We start from the raw sequence: 18,686 nt of genomic DNA on the forward strand, positions 1-18,686 counted from the left end.
ATTTTATAAACTAAAACGGAATTAGAAAATGAACATGAGATTGACCTTGTCCCCTCTTGCTTTGGCAATTGGCGGAGCCTTGGCGGCGGTGGCTGGTGTGTCAACTGCAGTGGCGGAAGAACAAGCCACAGTAGATGAAACAGTGCAAATTATTGGCCATCAATACGAAGGTTATGCAGAGCATATGCCTCAGTCAGGAACCAAAACGGATGTCGAGTGGTTAGATGTGCCACAAGCGGTATCGGTTGTTACAAAGACAGAAATGGAAGACCGTGGCGCGGTACGTTTAGTGGATGCACTTGATGGTGTCGCAGGGGTTAACAATACCCTGGGTGAGGGAAGCCGAGACCAATTTGTGATTCGTGGTTTTGATGCACTCAACGATATCTACCGTGATGGTATGCGTGATGACGGGACTATGCAATCGTACCGAAGCCTAGCGAATGTCGAACGTGTCGAAGTGGTAAAAGGCCCTGCGGGCGCACTTTATGGCCGAGGCTCCGCGGGCGGTATCATTAACTTGGTCACCAAGCGAGCTAACGGTGATAACTTCACCAACGTAAATGGCAGTGTTGGCAGCAACAATTTGTTTGTTGGTCAAGTTGATAGTTCGATGGCGTTTACTGACAAGGTCAGTGGTCGTATCAACGTGGAAAGTCGACAGTCTGATTCCTATGTAGACCATGTCGACTCTAATGATTTCTTTATTGCGCCAACAATTCGAGTGATGCCTTCTGATGGACACATTATTGATCTCGATGTCGAATATGCTCACCAAGAGTTGGTGCCATATCGTGGTGTTCCATCAAAGAATGGTAAGCCTGTCGACGTCTCTGAAAGCACGTTTTACGGTGGCACGAACGATTATCAAGAGTCGGACAGCATTCGTGTTGGCGTTAATTATGAATGGCTTTTGAATAGCGAATGGGCATGGACAAACCGCGCAGCATACAACCATATCGAACTTGAGCAAAAGGGTACACGCCAAGGGACGGTAACTGGGAATGGAGTATCTCAGAGTGTAAATAACCTCGGTTACGACCCTCGTACCACGACGACTCTTCAATCTGAGCTAGTTTGGGAAACGGATTCGAACCAAATGATGATCGGTGCGGATTATAATCAGATCAATATCGACCTAATGCTCGCAAGAGATGAAACCTTACCTCCGAAAGATATCTATAACCCTGTAGCAGGCCCAACGCCTGATCCGGGGTTTAAACCTTCCCGCGACAACACCACAACGACCACTGGCGTTTACATTCAAGATGTTTATACCTTTGGTGATCTTTCAGTGATCGGCAATGTGCGTTACGACTCGATGGAGCTTGAACAGCAAAAAGCGGGCTCAGCAAAAGAGAATCTAGACGATGACAAAGTGAGCTACCGTGGTGGTTTGGTCTACCGTCTCAACAATGATATGTCAGTGTACGCAAGCTTAGCTCGCTCATGGCAATTGCCTTACTCGGGTATTTATATCAATCCTAAATTGGCTGAATTCTTCCATACGGATCTAAAAGAAGTGGGTGCAAAAGCTTACTTACTAGATAACGCCTTGATGCTTAATGCCGCGGTCTTCCAAATTGATCAAGAGCAACCAGAAACGAATATAGACGGAGACGTTGTTAACAAGATCGAAGCTCGCCACCAAGGTATTGAGCTAGAAGCTCGCGGTCAATTTACTGAGCAGTGGGATATTTCGGTGGGTTATAGCTACCTCGATGCAGAAAACAAAGAGACAGGCAAAAAGCCGAACGATGTGTCTGATCACCTGTTTTCGCTTTGGAGCACTTATCAGCTAGACGATAACTGGCGTTTAGGTGGTGGCGTGAAATACGTAGGTGACCGTTACGCGGGTAATGATGAAGCTGTAGCGCTGGGTGACTACACCACGGTTGACTTGATGGCAGCGTACACCACGGGTCGTCACAAAGTTCAAGCGAACGCTTACAACGTGCTTAATGAGAAATACATTCTGGGTGCAACCAACGGCACGTCTGGTACTAATCAGATTGGTTACGGAGCACCAGCCGAATTTATGCTCAGCTATGGCTATCAGTTTTAAAAGTTAATTCAGTTCTAAGAGCGAATTCAGCTCTAGGAGTTAGTTCATTTCAAAGAGCTATTTCAACTCTAAAAACGATTGTTTTGTTCACTACGAATTAGTGAAAAGTTGGCCTTATTTTGAGGCCGTTTAGCCCATAGGATCAAAGCGCCGATATAACCGCAAACACGGCCTTTGATCCTAACCTGCCTACTTAGGAGATTTTCATGCCTTACCAGAATTTGGATGGTAAACCCTGTACTCAATCACATCAAACGTTGCGTCTAAGTACCCTTGCAATGGCCATCGCTTCAGTGACTTCCATTAGCGCATTTGCCGCGTCAGATCCACAAACGACGACCATGGAAACGGTTGTCGTGACAGGTAGCTTGATCGGTAATTCAGAGCTTGAGGATGTGAAAGAGTATCCGGGAGCGCGTACCGTTCTAACTAAAGAACAAATTAAAAAGACTGGCGCACTTTCGATTGATTCGGCCTTCCAAAGTGTACCGGGCATTAAGGTTCAAGACGAAACGGGTACGGGTGTATTGCCTAACATCTCGGTGCGAGGCTTGAAAGCCAGCCGCAGTGGTCATGCTCAATTTCTAATGGACGGTGTGCCACTGACTCTTGCGCCTTATGGTCATACCGGACAATCTATTTTCCCTGCGACTCTGTCGATGCTTGACCGAATTGATATCGTGCGTGGTGGCGCTGCTGTGCAGTATGGGCCAAACAACGTGGGTGGTGTGATTAACTTGGTGACTAAGCCTATTCCACACGAGTGGCAAACGGAAATAAGTAATCGCTTTACTGTATTCGAGGGTGGCGATACGCCACTTAATGATTTTTACCTGCGCACGGGTGGCTGGTTAACCGATACGCTTGCGCTTCAAGTCGAAGGTAATTTTCTAAAAGGTGAAAGCTTCCGTGAACATTCAGACACCGATGTCAAAAACTTCCAAGCTAAGTTGCAGTGGTTACTGAGTGATACTCAAGAACTACAAGCTTTCGTGCAGCGTTATGATGCCGACACGCAAATGCCGGGCGCTTTATCGCCAGAAGATTACGAGAATGACCGTACCCAATCTAAGCGCCCTTATGATGAGTACCAAGGTAAATCGACACGTTGGAGCTTAAAGTACTTACATGATTTGAATATTGCTGATAGTGCAGAGCTAGAAGTACTGACCTTTGGCCATCGTTCTGAGCGTTTCTTCCAGTGGGGTTACAACAGTACTAAAGGTGTGGAGTGGTCTGATCCGTCGCAGCCATCTACTGATATTCGTACGTCACCACGTGAATTTAAGGTGTATGGGGTAGAGCCGAAACTCGCGATGTATTTTGACGGTAATACCGTGACGCAAAATGTGATTGTGGGTGCGCGCTATGTTAACGAAGACATTGATTACAAGCTCACTCAAACATCAATTTCTAGTGGAGTAACCACAACGCCACGCGATTGGCATTTAGATACTGACGCTTTCGCAGGCTATATCAGCAATGAAATTGGCTTGTTTAATGATGTATTAAAGGTAACACCTGGTATTCGCTATGAATCAATAGATATGGCATTTTACGATCTAGGTAAGGCAGAAAAGACAAATAACAAAGTGACAGAATGGTTGCCTGGTTTAACGGTGGCGTACCATCTAACTGAACAATGGGTAGGTTATACCAATGCTCAGAAATCTTTGCGAGCACCACAAATTGCTTATATCCGTGGTAAAGGTGAAGAGGGCAGTGAACTGGCATGGAGTTATGAGTTGGGTGCTCGCTACAACCAAGATTCAACCAGTTTCAATGTAGCGCTTTACCGAATCGATTTTGAAGATCAGCTTCAATGGCAAAAAGCGACTGAAACTTTCGACAATATTGGTAAAACCCTCCATCAAGGTGTTGAACTCTCTGGTCGTTATATTCCTCAAGCGATGCAAGCTCTGAGTTTAGGCGCTGGCTATAACTACTTAGATGCAACGATCGAGGAAGAGGGCGTAAACAAAGGTAATCAACTTCCTTATACGTCTAAACATCAATTTAGTTGGGATGCGACTTACGCCTTTAGCAAGGTAGATACGACTTTATCTGGTTACTACTTTAGCGAATCTTATTCTGACAATGCGAATACAAGTGCCGAAGATGCAACGGGCGCGACAGGTAAAGTGCCTGCCTACATGGTCTGGAACTTCAACCTAGGTTCGGATTTGTACAAGGATGAAAACAGTAAGCTGCGCATGAACTTTGCGGTGAACAACTTGTTTGATGAGGACTATTACTTCCGTGGTATTGATACCAGCCCAGTTGGTCGTTATCCAGCACCAGGACGTTCTTACACTTTGGATCTGAATTATCAGTTCTAATACGTAATTTATTGAAAGTAATAACGAATAAAAGTCGCCAATACTCTTGGCGGCTTTCACGGTTCTAGCGTTTAAGGAAAATTAAATATGGAAAACAGCTCCCGAATCTTGTTTTCGAATCCATTGCAGCTGTCGAACGGACTGCTGTCATTTAATCGGCCGTTTTTATTCAGCAGGATAGCAATAACCTTAGCTTTGCTGATCTTAAGCTTGTTCTCATACTCCAGTTCAGCACAAACCAGGGTCATACAAGACGAGCAGGATCAGTTTGAGATAGCGACTACCCCGCAACGTATTGTGGTGTTGGAGTTTTCATTTGTAGATGCACTCGCTGCGGTGGGTGTTTCTCCGGTTGGTGTCGCCGACGACAATGATGCTTCTCGAGTGATTCCGGCGGTGCGTGAATTGGTTCAACCATGGGAGTCGGTTGGTATGCGCTCTCAGCCAAGCCTAGAAGCCATTGCGATATTAAAGCCCGATCTGATCATTGCCGACGCTGAGCGCCACCGAACTGTTTACCAAGATCTACAACGAATCGCGCCAACTCTGTTGTTGAAAAGCCGCGGTGAGACTTATCAAGAAAATTTGGAGTCTGCGCTCAAGATTGGCATCGCTCTCGACAAGCAATCGTCAATGGAACAACGAATTCAACAACATCAGCACGCCATGGCTGAATTTAAAAGTCATTTCTCGCTCAAACAAACCGTCCAATTTGCTGTCGTGTCGGACAAAGGTATGTGGTTACATAGCCCTGCATCTTATGCCGGAGGAGTGCTCACTACATTAGGTATTGCTAGCCCTATTGCGAAAATAACAGAGAAGGCGTATTTGCCAACCAGCTTTGAGTTGTTATTAAAAACCAATCCGGATTGGTTGCTGATTGGTGCTTACTCTCACCCGAATATTATTAATGATTGGCAGAAAAATCCGTTATTTAACGTACTGTCATCAGCGAAACGTAAACAAGTGGTAGAAGTATCACCAGCGCTTTGGTCATTGAATCGAGGCATGTTAGCGGCAGAACAAATGGCGAAAAATCTTGAGCAGATCTTGGACCCATCATGAGTACGATGTTGTTCTCTAAAAGTAAGAAATTCTGGCCAATACTGTCGTGGCGAGTCACGTTATTTACGGCATTCGTGTCGTGTTTGGCACTATCTGGTTACGCGGCCTCTATGACCGGGTGGTCTAATTTCTCTTTAACATTGAGTGATTTGATTCACTACTGGTTCGCGTTTGATGAAAGCAACATGACTCATCAAATATTGGCGACGCTAAGAGCGCCAAGAGCTTACGCAGGGCTATTGATTGGTGCGAGCTTGGCCGTCGCTGGGTTATTGATGCAAGGTTTGACGCGCAATCCACTGGCGTCTCCGTCGATTCTTGGCATTAACGCTGGCGCAGCCTGTTTTATGGCGTTAGCTGCAATAGGTATACCTGTGGTTAGCGAGCTAAACCCTATCCTTAATGCGGTTCTTGGTGCGTTGCTAAGCGGCGGTGCCGTGATGCTCCTCGGTGGTTTTTTCTCCGAACGTTCTCATCCGTTACGTTTGGTTCTCGCGGGTATCGCCATTACAGCGTTATTGATTGGACTGACACGAGCGGCGCTGATTCTTGCTGACGACATGGCTTATAGCGTCTTGCATTGGCTTACTGGTTCACTGTCTAGTGTGGATGATGGGCAATGGCAACAGCTTTGGCCGCCTGTAGTGATTGGTTTGGTGTTGGCAATGAGTCTTGCTCGCAATCTCAACTTACTGGCACTTGGCGAAGAGGTAGCCGTGGGGTTGGGCAGTAACATCAGGTTAACCCGCCTCGTGAGTGGACTGACGATCGTGTTGCTTGCCGGAGCAAGCGTCGCTATCGCAGGGCCAATTGGTTTTGTTGGATTGTTAGTGCCTCATTTGGTTCGACCTATGGTTGGGCACAATTACCATTTACTGATTCCTATTTCAGCATTGGCAGGCGCAGCATTAGTGTCTTGGTCAGATGCGCTGTCGCGAGCGATTGCTTTCCCGACTGAAACACCCGTTGGTGTTATTACTGCTTTGCTCGGGACACCTTGTTTTATTTTGATTGCGACGAGGAGATCTTAATGCACCATCACACCAAGATAGTTTTGTTATCTGGGATTCTCATATTAGTGGCATCTGCGGGTTTGTTTGTCGGCGCAGCTTCGCTTTCTGTTTCTCAAGTCATCGAACATTTGGTCGCGTTTTCCAGTGACGACTTTGTTATCCATCAGTATCGGCTACCACGTATGTTGCTCGCGATAAGCGTGGGCGCAGGGTTAGGGCTTTCAGGGGTATTGGTGCAAGGCGTGATACGTAATCCGTTAGCATCGCCTGATCTTATGGGTATTAGCGCCGGGGCTGGCCTTGCTGCGACAGCGAGTTTAGTTTGGTTCCCCAATGCACCTGTCAGTGTGCTTCCTGTTGTGGCGATGTTTGGTGGGGTATTGGCTGCAGGGCTGATTGCTGCATTGGCATGGTGGTCAAGGCCAACACCCGCCAAGTTGGCGCTGATTGGTATTGCGGTGAGTGCGTTTCTGGCCAGTTGTATCGACTTCTTGCTGGTTACCAATCCGATCGAGATCAACACGGCCATGGTGTGGTTAACTGGCAGCCTTTGGGGACGAAACTGGCAGCAAGTTCCCTTTATTTGGAGCGTACTGCTCTTGTTGTTACCCATGGCATTGTGGCTTGCTTGGCGATTAGATGTGATGGGGCTTGGCGAGGAAAGTGCGACCACATTGGGTACTAAGCCAAAACAGATTCAGGCTCTTGCGCTATTGGCCGCGGTTTTGCTTGCCAGTGTTAGCGTTTCTGTTGCTGGAACGATCAGTTTTGTGGGTTTATTAGCACCTCATTTAGCCCGCTTGTTGTTTGGGCATAATCATAAGTTGTTAATCCCAGCTTCTGCACTGGTGGGGGCAATTCTGGTTACCAGCGCTGATGGGTTAGCCAGAGGTCTACAACCACCTATTGAATTGCCAGCAGGCGCTCTCACGTCTGTGATTGGCGCGCCATATTTCATCTTTCTTCTCTATCGTTATCGAGGTTGGTAACCATGCTTAAAACGCAGAATCTTTCCGTCGCGTACGGCAAACAAACGATCATACCGAACCTGTCGGTTTCTATCCCTAAGGGAAAAATTACCGCATTGATAGGACCTAACGGGTGTGGTAAATCTACCTTGTTAAAGACGTTAGTCAGAATTAACAAGCCAGTGGATGGAGAGGTGTTGTTTGAAGACAAACCGCTATCAAGCTATGGCGATAAAGCGCTCGCTCGTTCGTTGTCACTTCTTCCGCAAATCTTGGTCAGTCCTGAGGGGATCACGGTAAGAAAGTTGGTCGAATATGGCCGTTCGCCTTATGTCTCTCATTGGGGAAGGTTAGGGCAGGACGATCAAAGGATTGTTGAGCAAGCAATGCGAGATACAGGTGTGCTTGAGTTTGCTGATAAGCCTGTTGAGTCACTGTCTGGTGGGCAGCGTCAAAGAGCATGGATCGCGATGGTAATTGCACAAGATACGGACGTAGTGATGTTGGATGAACCGACCACATACCTTGATATGTCTCACCAAGTGGAATTAATGAACCTGATGCAACAGATGAATGCCAAAGGAAAAACGGTGGTTGTTGTGCTGCATGATCTTAACCAAGCCAGTCGTTACTGCGACCATTTAGTGGTTTTGGAAAAGGGATGCGTAATAGCAGAAGGCTCGCCTGATGAGGTGATGACCGAAACTATGCTCAGTAACGTGTTTGATCTCAAAGCGAGCGTGTTTCGTGACCCTATTTCAAATACGCCAATGTGTGTTGCTATTTAGGAGACTATCAGGCAGCTGGAAAGGATGGATACTTATTCCTTAATACCTTTGGTTTTTGGTAATAAGTATCCGGAAACTTTGTTCTTACTTATTTTCCATTCTCATGTATTATGCCTGCCCATAATTGTATGACAAATGTGTAGCTCTGTTTCCGTATGAATAAAGTCACCAACCACGCCATCTTGCTTTTGGTATTTGCAAACCTATTGGCGTCTTTTTCCGATGTCTCACTAAAAATACTTAATGGTGAAGTTCCCACATTTCAGTATGTGTTTATCCGCCAGCTATTGAGCGTGATCTTACTGCTTCCTTTTTGGCTAAAGCTCCCTAAAGAAACTCGCATGCAAGGCGGTTGCCGCATCAATTTTTTACGGGCTCAATTTATATTAGTGGGCAGTGGTTGTGCGATGATTGCCATTACACACCTTACTTTGGCGACAGCGAACGCGATGTTCTATGTTGGGCCAATCCTGATGCTTCCTCTGTCTATTGTGTTGTTGAAAGAAAGGCCGACATCATCAAAAGTGATCGCGACACTGATAGGCTTCGTGGGTGTGCTAATTGTGTTGCGTCCAGAGCAATTTCACTGGGCGGCGATTGCAGGGCTAGGTAGTGCGCTTGCAATGGGTGTTGGTAATATTTTGATCAAGCGTCTGAACGCCGAACAACACATTATCTCGACCTTATTTTGGACTAGTGTTATGACTCTGCCACTTGCACTGGCGTTTGCATTGCCGGCATGGGCCGAGATTGAATGGCGTCATGTGGGGTGGATCATGGCAATCAATCTATTTGTTCTTGGTTATCATGCATTGGTGGTGGTCGCGTATAAAAAGGCTCCAGCAAACCAAATTGCGCTCGCAGAATACTCGGGGTTAGTGTTTGTAACCTTGTTTGGCGTGATGTGGTTTGACGAGATCCCCGACATTCTGACACTGGTTGGTATCAGCCTCATCGTTATTCCAATGATGCCGATTAAATGGAAGAAGTTCTTTAGTCTAGGGAACAGAGCATCTCTCGATGTAGAGGTGAATCAGCCCAAGTCATAATATCTGCGGCTTAACCGCCGCGTATTGCAAAGACGAAACGTGCTAGATGAAAGAAAAGCGAACCTAAGTGGTTCGCTTTTTGTTTTTGAATCATTAAAGACTTAAGAAACGAGCTTAACAAGCCGCATGATCAGGAAGTCAGTTTGGGGTAGGTCGTCTAAACTTAACGTCTATTGTTTAAAACTTAGGTGATTAAAGTTCTCATGCTTAAAGTTTGTATAGCATCAAAAAATAGAACAATTTGGACTCTAAAAACGTTCTTGAAAATAAACGTAAATTAACCCTTTACCTCAACTTAACTTGAGGTATTAGCATGTACAACGTTGCTTATGAGAATACTTTAAGGAGAGAAGAATGATCCAACTTGAACATGTAAATTTAGTCGTCAAAGACATCCCTGAAATGCTGACTTTCTACAAAGCGGCGTTCCCTCATTGGTATGTCCGTAATGAGGGGAAAGGGGAGTGGTCAGGTAAGCCACGTAACTGGCTGCACTTTGGCGATGAGTATCAATATATCGCAATGAGTGATCATGGTGAGGGTGAAAATAGAGACTTAGCCGGACACTCAGTTGGTCTCGCTCACTTCGCTTATGTGACCCATAATATTGAGAGTGTGATTGAACGCCTTATTGATGCGGGCTTCCCAATAGCCAAACCCGGAGCCGAAGAACCTTATCGTAAAAACGTCTACTTTGTGGATCCGGCAGGTTTTGAAATCGAGTTCGTAGAATACCTAAGTGATGATCCTAAACTGCGCAATGCTACGTAATAAAACTCATTAATCGAGTTGGTGTGTTAGAGCGAGTTTGTTCGAAATAAAACGTCTGAGAAAAGGTGCTAGGAAAGACTTACAGAAAAGGGCATTGTGGAATAATCCGCAATGCCCTTTTTAGATCTATTTAATCGCTGATTGGCTAACTGGTATTCAGCTCTGTTATTTGGCTATCTACTTAGCTTTAAATGGCACCAATAACTGTTTACCAAACACATTGATTAGTGCGCCTGTCACGATCAGCCCACCACCTAGATATGTCCAAACCGATGGAATCTCATTGAACACCCAAACACCTAATAGTGCTGAGAATACGATCTGAACGTATGAGTAAGCTGAAGCTTTACCAGCCGCTTGAGTTTGCATTGCTTTGGTCAAACCGTATTGGCCTATTTGTGTGAAAATCCCCACCAGAACTAGCATCATGGTTAAGAAAAGGCTAGGCCACACAAAGTCGTTCCAGATCAGGGCGGTCGATATTGGCAGAGCGACCAGTGGGAAGTAAAAGATGATGACTGAGCTGTCTTCAGTTTGGCTAAGCTTTCTTACAATCACATAAGCAATTGAGCTACCAAACGCGCCACATAACGCCAGCATAATACTGAATAGCGGCAACTCGCTGCTCGCGCTGCTGCTCATGCTTGGCTGTACCATTACCGATAATCCCGCTAGGCAGAATACAATGCAGATCATGGTCGACTTTTGGACGCGTTCTTTCAGGAACAGTACGCCAAGTAACGCAGTAAATACGGGATGCACGTATTGTAGAATGGTGGCTTCTGCTAACGGAAGAGTGGTTACAGCATAGTAAACACACATCAAGGCTGCGGTACCAACAGCGCCACGAACAAACAACAGAGGTTTGTTATTGCCCCAGATAGAAATGCCTTTTCGTTTAACGTCGATGTAGCTGATGATCAAAGACACCAAAGCCCTTGCTGCAACAATTTCAAATACAGGTATGCCGTAATTGCTAACGTATTTCACACAAGCTGACATCAGTGCGAATCCAAAAGCGGAAAGGATCATGAACCGAACCCCTACAGGGATCAGTGAAAAAGAGAAAGAAGGCATAAAAATATCAATTGGTTGAGGGGAAAAGGAATCATAACGTAGTTTAGAAGAGCCGACCAAAGTCTTTGTCTTGTTCCGGTCAACTTGATTCAATTAATTCTCATTTCAGTTCTTTTCAAAATTCATCCCGCATAACATCGGCGATAGCTCAGTTTTATAAAATCACCATCAACAGAAGGTGACGCTAATTCAACTCTGATTTATCCGTCGTTTTAATTGTCTTTCTTATTCATATCATTCTTGTGAATTTATAATGAGAGATATGTTCTATGAAACCAATCAATACCCTACTCATATCCGCACTTGCCGTTTGTTCTTTTAGCTCAGCCACTTATGCTGACACTATTTTGCATGCTTTCAATTGGAAGTATTCGGACGTAACGGCCAACGCTAATCAAATTGCACAAGCTGGTTACAAGAAAGTACTCGTTGCTCCGGCAATGAAATCGAGCGGCAGCCAATGGTGGGCGCGTTACCAACCTCAAGACCTTCGTGCCATTGATTCACCTCTCGGCAACAAGCAAGATTTAGCCGCAATGATTGCCGCACTTAAAGGTGTGGGTGTTGATGTGTATGCCGATGTGGTGTTGAACCATATGGCGAATGAAAGCTGGAAGCGAAGTGACTTGGATTACCCTGGCACAGAAGTGCTAAACGATTATGCGAGCCGTTCAAGCTACTTTGCTGACCAGACTCTGTTTGGCAACTTAGCGCAAGGTTTTGTCTCGGCTAACGATTTCCATGCCGCAGGTTGTATTTCAGATTGGAACGATCCTGGTCACGTTCAGTACTGGCGTTTGTGTGGTGCCGATGGCGATGTAGGTTTACCTGACCTTGATCCGAATAACTGGGTGGTTTCACAGCAACGTTTATATCTGAAAGCGCTAAAAGATATGGGGATCAAAGGTTTCCGTATTGATGCGGTAAAACACATGAGCCAGTACCAAATCGATCAGGTATTCACGTCTGAAATTACTGCGAACATGCATGTGTTCGGTGAAGTTATTACCAGTGGTGGAGCAGGGAACAGCGGCTATGAGTCGTTCTTGGCACCTTACCTGAATAATACTAATCATTCCGCGTACGATTTCCCGCTGTTTGCGTCGATTCGCTCGGCATTCTCAATGGGCGGTGGCTTGAATCAGCTGCATGATCCTAAAGCCTATGGCCAAGTATTGGATGATAATCGCTCAATTACTTTTGCGATCACACATGATATTCCAACCAATGACGGTTTCCGTTATCAAATTATGGATCCACAAGACGAGCAGCTTGCTTACGCTTACATCCTTGGTAAAGATGGCGGTACGCCGTTGATCTACAGTGATGACCTTCCTGATTCTGAAGATAAGGATAACGGTCGTTGGGGCAATGTTTGGAATAGCTCAAATATGAAGAATATGTTGAGCTTCCATAACGCGATGCAAGGTAAATCGATGACGATGATTTCCAGCGACCAATGTACTTTGCTGTTTAAGCGTGGCAAAGAAGGCGTTGTTGGTATTAACAAGTGTGGTGAAACCCGTGGCGTGACGGTTGATACCTACCAACATGAATTCAATTGGAATGTTCAATACAAAGACGTATTAAGCAGCGCGACAGAAACCATTTCTTCTCGCTACCATACCTTCAATCTACCACCACGCAGTGCGCGTATGTTTAAGCTTTAATGCTCACTAAATAAAAGCAATAAACGACTGGTAGAAAGCATAAGCCGCAGCAAGTTCTGCGGCTTAGTTGTATCTGGGCTTACAGCTTACCGTTACTGATGATCGCTAATAACACCAAACCAATGATTCTGGTGAGCTAATGATTTCAGCAACTCGATCTCTTTTGTTGTCTCTTCCCTAAGCCATTCAATCAGGTCATTTATTACCGGCGAATGAGTACGCTGGTGGCCAAAGTAAGTCCAAGCACTGTGTTGGATCTTGGCGTTTTTAGGACAGTATAAAAATCCTCGTTGAAGTTCTTGTAATACCAAAAGCAAATCAGTCACCGTGACGCCTTCCCCCGATAAACATGCACTGAGCGCTAAATCTAACGACAAGAAGCTGGTGTTTCTGACGGGCTTTTTCGGCGGGAACTCGACATCGGCTAGCCATACTTTCCAGTCATGGTGATCTAAGGTGGGATGGAGCCTTGGCATGGTTAAGATCGAGTCGAGGTTGGTGTCTTGCGTCGTTAAACTGGCAGAATTCGTTAAGCTAGTAGAACAGACTGGCGCCATGAACTCCTCACGCAAGAATGTGATATCAGGTGTATTGTCGTATCGTTTTTTGAAGCGAGTGTGGAAGATCAACAAGTCATACTCGCTGCTGTTGATCGCTTCATCTTCTTCAATCACAGGAACAATCACGATCTCGTAATCGGGGTAACGCTCGTTTAATTCTCGAACCTTAGAGATCAACACTCGCGTCGCAAAGCTCAGAGTCGCTTTGATCACAATCCGCTTCTGTTTTGGCTCACTCCAAGATGCGATCACCGATTCGATATTGCCGTAGCTATCACGCAAAGCTACATACAAATCATGACCTTGTTCTGTTAATTCAATCGCTCGATGCTTACGAATAACCAATGATGCGTTTAACTCATCTTCAAGCTGTTTGATCTGACGACTGATCGCACTTTGTGTCACGTTGAGTTCATCGGCAGCCAAGGTAAAGCTCATCAGCCTTGCAGCCGCTTCGAAAGCTTTTAAGCCATTATGTGAGGATGGTAAGCTAGGATATGGGGTCATAATTCGTTCGCATGAGTTTATGGAATGTTAGAGTCGCAAATTTATCAATTGAACGCCAGCCTCATCGATCGTATTTTGGGCGGAATTAACTGAGGCGCTCATGAAAAAAATACTCACTCTTGCATTCCCTTTGATCATTTCACAACTGATATCCATGGCTTTAGTCCTTACTGATGTTTGGATGATGTCGCGTATCAGTGTGTCAGCCCTAGCGGCTGGTGGCTTAGGCGCCTCTATCTACTTTTTCATCTTCATTATTGCGAGTAGCACGGTAGGGTGTGTCGCGAACTTGATTGCGATCGCTTATGGTCAGCGCGTCGCTCGCCCAGAGTTTGGTAATACACAAATTAGGTTGGCGGTGAAAGGCGCAACTATGCTGGCATTCGTGCTCAGCGTAACCTTAATGGCGAGCTTCTGGTTTGCTCCGTTGGTATTGGAAGCAGCAAAACAGCCGCCAGAAGTGATCACCTTGGCTATGGAATACGTGCATGCCTTGAAATGGGTAATGCTGCCTTCGCTTATCTTGCTAGTACTTCGCGGGCTAACCAGTGCGTTCGGTAATGTGCAATCCATTCTTGTGATGTCTGTTATTACCGTAATTCTGAATGTGCCAGTGAGTTATTTGCTGACGTTCCAGTTAGATATGGGCTTAACGGGTCTAGGTTTAGGAACCGCTATTGCTGCGTTGATCGTGATGCTTGGATATACGGTGTGGGTGTTTAAACGCGACGAGTTCAAGCAATTCGCACCATGGCTTCATACCGAAGAATATTCGATTAAGTTGATGAGTCCTTTATTGATGATGGGCTTGCCGATTGCAATGGCGGCTTTACTTGAGCATGGCTTAATCTACGGTGGCACCTTAATGGCGGGCACGATCAGTATTGCTTCGTTAGCTCTGCACCAAATCCTTTTGCAATGCTTAAGTTTCACTTGGAACTTCAATTTCGGCTTTTCACAGGCTGCCGCTATTTTGGTTGGACGTGACTACGGTGCGGGCAACTACGAAGGCATCAAAAGAACATCCATTCTAAGCTTTATTTTGGTGTCGGTGCTGAGCGTGGCGCTGTCTGCCGTGTTTATCATATGGCCTGAAATGATCGCTTCTCTCTTTAAGCTAGACGACGGCACTGGCGCGATGACTTCGTTATTGGCTTCTGTTATCTGGGTAGTCGCGTTGTGCTTCATCGTTGATGCTTGGCAGTTACTGGCAATTAACCTATTGAGAGGCATGAAGATTGTTTCAATGCCAACCGTGATGACAGCTATTGGTTACTGGGTATTTGGCCTACCTGCTGCTTGGTATTTGATGCATAAGTTCCAGCTTGCAGGGATTTGGGGCGGAATCGGCGTCGGTTTAGGTGTAACGGGTATTCTATTGCTTATCCAATTAATGCGTGTCATTCAAAAGAACAACCAATCTCCAGATTTGTCGAATCATGCTTATACGTGATTTGCTAATGGCGCACTGAACAACAAAAAGCCGCAGTCATTAAGGTGACTGCGGCTTTTTTGTTGTCTATTCCGATTCTTCTCTTTTGGGGGAGAGGGTAAGAATCAATATCAGGATTAGGGGCAGCTACTTTCTACCAAACTGCTTTCTACCAAACTACTTTCCACCAGAGAGCGCAGACTTCATCATGGTTTTGAATTGCTCTTTCTGCTCTTCAGTCAGCACGTTATAGATGTTGTTCTTAAGACGCATCTCTTGCATCACCATCGACTTCTCTGTTGCTTGAACCGTGTCGATGACCTTTTCCATTTCGGCTTCATCAAAATCTGGTTGAGTCACAAGGCTGATCTGTTTCTTCTTAAGCTCTATGGCTTTATCCATATCAATCTCTGTTCTATCGGATTGATACTCTTGTACAAGAGAGAACACTTCCGCTTGTTGCTCTTCGGTTAGATTCAAAGAAGCAATAACCATTTGCAGTGGGCTAAGCGCTGGCTGTGGCGGTTGTTGTGGTGTTGAAGCACTCACAAACGGAGCGGTAACGAGTAAAGCTGAAGCAGTTAATACACAAAGCGACTTTTTCAGTGATTTCATTGAGTTTCTCCTGTTAGTGGAAACAAGAGTATAGACGGCGGAGCTGAACTCGATATGAACACGCTGTTCAGTTAAGTGTGCTCAGCGATTTACGTTCACTTAAATTCGTTCAGATAAGTACCTTCAAGTAAGTAGAGAGTGGGTTAGACCTTGGTCTTACAGAAACCGAGCGCAAAGGTGACTAGAATGATTTGAGTTGCTCACCGTTTTATCAAGGAATACACAAATGGAAGTTGGATTGTTCTGGGCTGAAAAAGGGATGTTAGTGCTTGGCGCGCTGTTTGTTTTGACGAGCATGATGCAGTACGGAAGACGCAGTAGCGATTGGAAAGGCGTGATTACGATGTTCTACAAACGTATCCCAATGAATATTGCAGAATACAAATGGTATCGTTTGGGCATTGCTTTGTTGGTGTTTGCTGTGGTTATACGTTTCGCATTACTGATCCTATGGCCTTCATACCAGTTTTAGTCCTTTGTATTCGCTCTTTTATATAGAGCAGGTAAACCAATACATTCATGACGAGATTGAGCCTTAATAAACTCACTTATTAAGGCTGTCATTTCATAAATTAGCGCTGTTGTTCCATGAAAAAGTGCTATTACTCTATAATGACGAACGGTTATTACCTTTGTAGCATATTGTTTTTCATGAAGAATAATGTCGGATAATAGCTTACCTGCTTGTTTCATCATTCTTACTAATAATCTACACATAAATCCATTCACCCCGTACCTGATACCATAATGTTCTGTTACACTCGTCCGAATTAGCTTTAATTTGTCGGTGGTGCATTTATGTCGTTCCCAGTTCTTATATGTGATGATTCTGCGTTAGCAAGGAAGCAGATGGCTCGATCACTGCCTAGTTCTCTAAATGCAGATATAACTTTTGCTGTTCATGGGCTTAATGCACTTGAAGAGTTAGCTCAAAACCAATTTAAATTGATGTTCCTCGACCTCACCATGCCGGAATTAGACGGCTATGGCACATTGGAAGAGATGCAACGTTTGGGTGATACCACGCCTGTTGTCGTTGTTTCTGGTGACATACAACCAAAAGCACAACAGAAGGTGATGGATCTCGGCGCTAAAGCATTTTTGCAAAAGCCGATCGATAAAGAAGCGTTAAAAGCGATTTTACGTGAGCACGTCGAGCCACCAAAACAACCTCAACTGTATACGCCTACTGCTCTCGAACTTCCAATATTGCGCCGACGCGATATCTATATGGAAGTGGCGAACGTAGCGATAGGCCGTGCTGCTGATGCACTGGCTCGTCACTTTAATGTATTTGTCCACTTGCCACTGCCGAACGTCAACATCTTCGAAGTGAGCGAATTGCACATGGCGCTTCGTGACCTAGCAGACAACGACCAAGTGTCGGGTGTTTGCCAAGGCTTCAGCGGAGAAGGCATTGCAGGCGAAGCATTAGTATTACTGAGTGATTCCAGCGTGAGCGACCTTAAGAAGCTCATGAAAGTGCCAACCGAAAGCGAACAGCTTGAAGAACTAGAACTGCTGATGGATGTATCGAATATCCTAGTTGGTTCTTTTCTTAACGGGCTAGGGGAGCAATCTGAGGTTCGTTTCTTCCAGAGTTCTCCGGTTCTGCTTGGGCAACACATCTCAATTGATTCCGTGATTGAGAATACCAGCGGCTCGTTTAAGAAGACCATGACCTTTGAAGTCAGTTACAACATTGATGGCACTTCAATCCGTTGTGATCTTCTGTTTATGTTCGTTGACGAATCTCTGCCTCTTCTAGACAACAAATTGGCCTACCTAATGGAGGAGTTTTAATATGCTGAATCTTCCTGCTGAATTTGAACAGTTCCACTGGATGGTGGATATGGTTCAAAACGTCGATATGGGGCTGGTGGTCATTAACCGTGACTTTCAGGTACAAGTTTGGAATGGCTTCATGACGCACCATAGTGGTAAGCAATCGCACGATGCTATTGGTAAGTCTATCTTTGAACTGTTCCCTGAGATCCCTGAAGAGTGGTTTAGGCTGAAAACCAAGCCCGTCTACGATCTCGGTTGTCGTAGCTTCATTACATGGCAACAAAGGCCTTATCTGTTTAAGTGCCGTAATGTTAGGCCTGTAACCCAACAAGCCGACTTTATGTATCAGAACGTGACGCTAAACCCAATGCGCTCGCCAACAGGGCAAGTCAGCTCATTGTTCTTGTCGATTCAAGATGCGACCGCTGAAGCGTTAGTCTCTCAAAAGAACTAGCACTGTTCTATTTACTAAACAGCACTTTTCTATGTGTGTATTAGCATCAGTCTAATCAGCGAATAAAAATGGCTAAGGTTAATTACCTGAGCCATTTTTTTGCTTTTTATTCTTCATATCTAATCTTTCCCCTAGCTTTTCACGTCAACCAATCTTCTTTTTCTATGCGCTTTACTCAATATTCCAGGTTACATGAACGACCGGGAAGTCACGAAACGTACTTTCGGAGCGGCAATGCTACGGGTGAATAGAAATTGGATTTATAAAGTTCGAGATTGAAAGCTTCATTTAATGGAGTGCGAGGTCTGAATTCTCAAACCCAAGTGAATCTTGGTCTCTAGATCGAGTCGTTATCACTCTACTTTTCCAAGTGACCACAAAATAAAAAAGTCACGAGATTGGCCAATTTGGTCAAAAACAGATAAAAATTAGAAAAAAATCGAATTTATTTAAGAAAAAAGGCATTTTTTTGTTGGAGAAAAGTGTGGTTTTTATGTGATTTCGAGGAACTTTCTTCACATTATT

At 45.1% G+C, this 18,686-nt stretch carries 17 protein-coding genes; 13 read left to right on the forward strand and 4 right to left on the reverse strand.

From position 1 onward, the window contains the following. Positions 1 to 28 precede the first annotated feature (28 nt). The 8 genes from DUN60_RS19105 to DUN60_RS19140 all read left to right on the forward strand — a co-directional run bounded on the left by DUN60_RS19105 (position 29) and on the right by DUN60_RS19140 (position 10,058). On the forward strand, positions 29 to 2,065 hold the full coding sequence (locus DUN60_RS19105; RefSeq protein WP_114634936.1) for a TonB-dependent receptor: 2,037 nt from the start codon (positions 29 to 31) through the stop codon (positions 2,063 to 2,065). Between the two features lie 206 nt (positions 2,066 to 2,271). Then, positions 2,272 to 4,404 carry a TonB-dependent receptor family protein gene (locus DUN60_RS19110; protein ID WP_114634938.1) on the forward strand — a complete coding sequence of 711 codons (2,133 nt, stop codon included), beginning with the start codon at positions 2,272 to 2,274 and terminating at the stop codon, positions 4,402 to 4,404. An 87-nt stretch (positions 4,405 to 4,491) separates the two neighbouring features. Continuing rightward, positions 4,492 to 5,469, forward strand: a complete 978-nt coding sequence (locus tag DUN60_RS19115) for a Fe(3+) dicitrate ABC transporter substrate-binding protein (protein WP_114634940.1) — start codon at positions 4,492 to 4,494, stop codon at positions 5,467 to 5,469. Beyond that, positions 5,466 to 6,500, forward strand: a complete 1,035-nt coding sequence (locus DUN60_RS19120) for a FecCD family ABC transporter permease (RefSeq protein ID WP_114634942.1) — start codon at positions 5,466 to 5,468, stop codon at positions 6,498 to 6,500. Before DUN60_RS19115 ends, DUN60_RS19120 begins: the two co-directional genes overlap by 4 nt. Further along, entirely contained in the window at positions 6,500 to 7,471 is a 972-nt protein-coding gene (locus tag DUN60_RS19125) for an iron chelate uptake ABC transporter family permease subunit (RefSeq protein ID WP_114634944.1), read from the forward strand. The genes DUN60_RS19120 and DUN60_RS19125 overlap by 1 nt, the downstream gene beginning before the upstream one ends. Before the next feature lie 2 nt (positions 7,472 to 7,473). After that, a complete protein-coding gene (fecE, locus tag DUN60_RS19130) occupies positions 7,474 to 8,238 on the forward strand; it encodes a Fe(3+) dicitrate ABC transporter ATP-binding protein FecE (protein WP_114634946.1) in 765 nt (254 codons plus the stop codon). A gap of 155 nt (positions 8,239 to 8,393) precedes the next feature. Then, positions 8,394 to 9,287 (forward strand): DMT family transporter, encoded by an 894-nt coding sequence (locus DUN60_RS19135; RefSeq protein ID WP_065207062.1) that lies wholly within the window; start codon positions 8,394 to 8,396, stop codon positions 9,285 to 9,287. 354 nt (positions 9,288 to 9,641) lie between these two features. Continuing rightward, entirely contained in the window at positions 9,642 to 10,058 is a 417-nt protein-coding gene (locus tag DUN60_RS19140) for a VOC family protein (RefSeq protein ID WP_065207063.1), read from the forward strand. A 177-nt stretch (positions 10,059 to 10,235) separates the two neighbouring features. Here DUN60_RS19140 and DUN60_RS19145 read toward each other — a convergent pair whose 3' ends face one another. Continuing rightward, complete coding sequence (locus tag DUN60_RS19145) at positions 10,236 to 11,135, reverse strand: DMT family transporter (protein WP_114634949.1); 900 nt, start codon at positions 11,133 to 11,135, stop codon at positions 10,236 to 10,238. Between the two features lie 269 nt (positions 11,136 to 11,404). Here DUN60_RS19145 and DUN60_RS19150 point away from each other — a divergent pair, with 269 nt between their 5' ends. Next, a complete protein-coding gene (locus DUN60_RS19150) occupies positions 11,405 to 12,805 on the forward strand; it encodes an alpha-amylase family protein (RefSeq protein WP_114634951.1) in 1,401 nt (466 codons plus the stop codon). A gap of 92 nt (positions 12,806 to 12,897) precedes the next feature. Here the strand turns inward: DUN60_RS19150 and DUN60_RS19155 are convergent, their stop codons facing one another. After that, on the reverse strand, positions 12,898 to 13,872 hold the full coding sequence (locus DUN60_RS19155) for a LysR family transcriptional regulator (RefSeq protein WP_114634953.1): 975 nt from the start codon (positions 13,870 to 13,872) through the stop codon (positions 12,898 to 12,900). Positions 13,873 to 13,972: 100 nt separating this feature from the next. On the opposite strand from DUN60_RS19155, the gene DUN60_RS19160 reads away from it, so the two are divergent. Then, the gene (locus DUN60_RS19160; RefSeq protein ID WP_114634955.1) at positions 13,973 to 15,325 is read left to right on the forward strand and encodes an MATE family efflux transporter; all 1,353 of its coding nucleotides are present in this window, start codon (positions 13,973 to 13,975) and stop codon (positions 15,323 to 15,325) included. A gap of 156 nt (positions 15,326 to 15,481) precedes the next feature. On the opposite strand, the gene DUN60_RS19165 is transcribed toward DUN60_RS19160, so the two are convergent. After that, positions 15,482 to 15,919 (reverse strand): Spy/CpxP family protein refolding chaperone, encoded by a 438-nt coding sequence (locus DUN60_RS19165; RefSeq protein WP_017107831.1) that lies wholly within the window; start codon positions 15,917 to 15,919, stop codon positions 15,482 to 15,484. 226 nt (positions 15,920 to 16,145) lie between these two features. Between DUN60_RS19165 and DUN60_RS19170 the strand changes: the two genes are divergently transcribed. Further along, the gene (locus DUN60_RS19170) at positions 16,146 to 16,391 is read left to right on the forward strand and encodes a hypothetical protein (RefSeq protein WP_029223306.1); all 246 of its coding nucleotides are present in this window, start codon (positions 16,146 to 16,148) and stop codon (positions 16,389 to 16,391) included. Here DUN60_RS19170 and DUN60_RS24475 read toward each other — a convergent pair. Continuing rightward, positions 16,388 to 16,615: a hypothetical protein gene (locus DUN60_RS24475; protein WP_208638375.1), complete on the reverse strand. Its 228-nt coding sequence runs from the start codon at positions 16,613 to 16,615 to the stop codon at positions 16,388 to 16,390. The two genes, DUN60_RS19170 and DUN60_RS24475, sit on opposite strands and share 4 nt — an antisense overlap. Before the next feature lie 102 nt (positions 16,616 to 16,717). Between DUN60_RS24475 and DUN60_RS19175 the strand changes: the two genes are divergently transcribed. After that, complete coding sequence (locus DUN60_RS19175; protein ID WP_017074861.1) at positions 16,718 to 17,722, forward strand: response regulator; 1,005 nt, start codon at positions 16,718 to 16,720, stop codon at positions 17,720 to 17,722. A 1-nt stretch (position 17,723) separates the two neighbouring features. Continuing rightward, positions 17,724 to 18,161 carry a PAS domain-containing protein gene (locus DUN60_RS19180; RefSeq protein ID WP_004731659.1) on the forward strand — a complete coding sequence of 146 codons (438 nt, stop codon included), beginning with the start codon at positions 17,724 to 17,726 and terminating at the stop codon, positions 18,159 to 18,161. Positions 18,162 to 18,686: the final 525 nt, after the last annotated feature.

It is taken from the genome of Vibrio splendidus (genome assembly GCF_003345295.1).
Classification (GTDB): domain Bacteria; phylum Pseudomonadota; class Gammaproteobacteria; order Enterobacterales; family Vibrionaceae; genus Vibrio; species Vibrio splendidus_K.